Origin of the sequence: Sphingomonas sp. LH128 (assembly GCF_000293195.2) — a bacterium.
Classification (GTDB): domain Bacteria; phylum Pseudomonadota; class Alphaproteobacteria; order Sphingomonadales; family Sphingomonadaceae; genus Novosphingobium; species Novosphingobium resinovorum_A.
Genome location: NZ_ALVC01000414.1, coordinates 1 through 3,000, shown reverse-complemented (window position 1 = coordinate 3,000; position 3,000 = coordinate 1). Strand labels below are relative to the sequence as shown.

Annotated in this window: 2 protein-coding genes; both read left to right on the top strand. The window is 65.9% G+C overall.

All coding sequences use genetic code 11. The features are described from left to right. Positions 1-1,676, top strand: a 1,676-nt coding sequence (locus tag LH128_RS26890) for an AAA family ATPase (protein ID WP_008832855.1), incomplete at its 5' end; no start/stop codon positions are given. A gap of 204 nt (positions 1,677-1,880) precedes the next feature. Then, positions 1,881-2,885 carry a ligase-associated DNA damage response exonuclease gene (locus tag LH128_RS26885; protein ID WP_008832854.1) on the top strand — a complete coding sequence of 335 codons (1,005 nt, stop codon included), beginning with the start codon at positions 1,881-1,883 and terminating at the stop codon, positions 2,883-2,885. Positions 2,886-3,000: the final 115 nt, after the last annotated feature.

The following is a 3,000-nucleotide window of genomic DNA, read 5'->3' as shown; positions in this document are numbered from 1 at the left end:
GCAAGACCGCCATCGCCGAGGGTCTCGCGCGCAAGATCGTCGAGGGCGAAGTGCCCGAAGTGCTGACCGAAGCGGTGATCTACTCGCTCGACATGGGCAGCCTGCTGGCCGGCACCCGCTATCGCGGCGATTTTGAAGAGCGTCTGAAGCAGGTCGTCTCCGAACTGGAGAAGATGCCGCACGCGGTCCTCTTCATCGATGAGATCCATACGGTGATCGGCGCGGGCGCCACCAGCGGCGGGGCGATGGACGCCTCGAACCTGCTCAAGCCGGCGCTGTCGGGCGGGACGATCCGCTGCATCGGCTCGACCACCTACAAGGAGTTCCGCAACCACTTCGAGAAGGACCGCGCTCTGCTGCGCCGGTTCCAGAAGATCGACGTGAACGAGCCCACGGTCGAGGATACCATCAAGATCCTCAAGGGCCTGCGCACCGCGTTCGAGGATCACCACCGCGTCAAGTACACGCCGGATGCGATCAAGACCGCCGTGGAGCTTTCGGCCCGCTACATCAACGACCGCAAGCTGCCCGACAAGGCGATCGACGTGATCGACGAAGTCGGCGCGATGCAGATGCTGCTGCCGCCCAGCCGCCGCAAGAAGACCATCACCGCGCGCGAGATCGAGCAGGTCATCGCGACGATGGCCCGCATCCCGCCCAAGTCCGTCTCGTCCGACGACAAGAAGGCGCTGGAGAACCTCGAACGTGACCTGAAGCGCGTGGTGTTCGGCCAGGACAAGGCGATCGGCCTCCTCGCCACCGCGATGAAGCTGAGCCGCGCTGGCCTGCGCGATCCGGACAAGCCGATCGGCTCGTTCCTGTTCAGCGGTCCCACCGGCGTCGGCAAGACCGAAGTGGCCCGCCAGCTCGCCAGCATCATGGGCATCGAGCTGAAGCGCTTCGACATGTCCGAATATATGGAGCGTCACTCGGTCAGCCGCCTGATCGGTGCGCCTCCGGGCTATGTCGGCTTCGATCAGGGCGGCCTTCTGACCGACGCGATCGACCAGAACCCGCACTGCGTCCTCCTGCTCGACGAGATCGAGAAGGCGCACCCCGACCTGTTCAACATCCTGCTGCAGGTGATGGACAACGGCCGCCTGACCGATCACCACGGCAAGACCGTCGATTTCCGCAACGTGGTGCTGATCATGACCACCAACGCGGGCGCCTCGGACATGGCCAAGCAGGGCATCGGCTTCGGCGACACCTCGAAGGAGGATGCCGGCGAGGAAGCGGTGAAGCAGATGTTCACCCCCGAATTCCGCAACCGCCTCGATGCGATCGTGCCCTTCGCGTACCTCGCCAAGGACACCATCAGCCGGGTCGTGGACAAGTTCATCCTCCAGCTGGAACTGCAGCTGGCCGACCAGAACGTCCACATCCAGTTCGACTCGGACGCACGCAGCTGGCTGGGCGACAAGGGCTACGACAAGCTCTACGGCGCGCGCCCGATGGGCCGCGTGATCCAGGAGAAGGTCAAGCAGCCGCTGGCGGAAGAACTGCTGTTCGGCAAGCTGGCGCACGGCGGCGAAGTCCACGTCTCGGTCAAGGAGAACGCGCTGAACTTCGAACTGACTCCCTCGGCGCCCAAGGTGTCCAAGACGAAGAAGAAGGTGCCGGTGAAGCGGGCGAAGAAGCCCGGTCCGCAGGCGGATACCAACGCCGACGATTGAGGCCGGTAACCTGAGGCCCATAAAACGCGCCGTCATCCCAGCGAAGGCTGGGACCGGTAGCTGTCTTTAGGCACGCGTTGGCAGAAGGGCGCCCTGACGTGAGTTGGGTACCAAGGGGCCAGCGGTCCCAGCCTTCGCTGGGATGACGGGCTTGAGAATGAAGAGGCCGGGAACCACACGGGTTCCCGGCCTCTTCTGCTATCCATGCCCCGCGATTTCTCCTGGATAAGACCCGAACCCTGGGGCATCCACGTCGTCCCCGCCGACTGCTGGATCGACCCGGCCCGCCCCGTCGATCGCGCGCTGGTGACTCACGGCCATGCCGACCACGCCCGCGGCGGCCACGGCGCGACGTTCGCCACCCCCGAAACCCTCGCCATCATGAAACTGCGCTACGCCACCGAGGAAGGCGCAGTGCCCGTCCCCTACGGCGAGCGGATCGCCCTGCCCGGAGATGTCCACGCCACCTGGATTCCCGCCGGACACGTTCTCGGCTCCGCGCAGATCCTGCTGGAGCACGCGGGCGAGCGGATCATCGTCACCGGCGACTTCAAGCGCCGCGCCGATCCCACCTGCCCGCCCTTCGAGGTCACCCCTTGCGACGTGCTCGTCACCGAGGCGACCTTCGGCCTCCCCGTCTTCCGCCACCCGCCGGTGGAGGAGGAGATCGCCAAGCTGCTCTCCGCCCTCGCCGCCAATCCGGAGCGCTGCGTGCTCGTCGGCGCCTATGCGCTGGGCAAGGCACAACGCCTGATCGCCGAACTGCGCCGCGCCGGGCACCAGGACACGATCTGGCTCCACGGCGCGATGGAGCGGATGTGCCGACTGTATGAAGAATGGGGCATCGATCTGGGCGACCTGCGGCTGGTGTCGGATGCCAGCAAGGAGCAACTGACCGGCGCGGTAATCGTCGCCCCGCCCTCGGCGCTCAACGACCGGTGGAGCCGCCGCCTGCCCGATCCGATCACGGCAATGGCCTCCGGCTGGATGCGGGTACGCCAGCGGGCCCGCCAGCGGATGGTGGAACTGCCGCTGGTGATCTCCGACCACGCCGACTGGGACGAACTGACGCAGACCGTAGTGGACGTGAACCCCGCCGAGACATGGATTACCCACGGGCGCGAGGAAGCCATGCTGCGCTGGTGCGAGTTGAACCAGAGGAAAGCGCGGGCGCTGGCTTTGGTGGGATACGAGGATGAAGATGATTGAAGAGAAGTCCTGGGGCCCCAGAGCTTATCGGCGCCCCAGACCCCTTTACTGTCGTCCTCCCGCGCGCAGCCGCCTCAGCCCCACATGGCGCCGCAGGCTATTTGTCTCCCGGCTC

Bases quoted from the DNA above. Each gene is read 5' to 3' on its own strand.
- LH128_RS26885 (WP_008832854.1), top strand. From the start codon at position 1,881: ATGCCCCGCGATTTCTCCTGGATAAGACCCGAACCCTGGGGCATCCAC.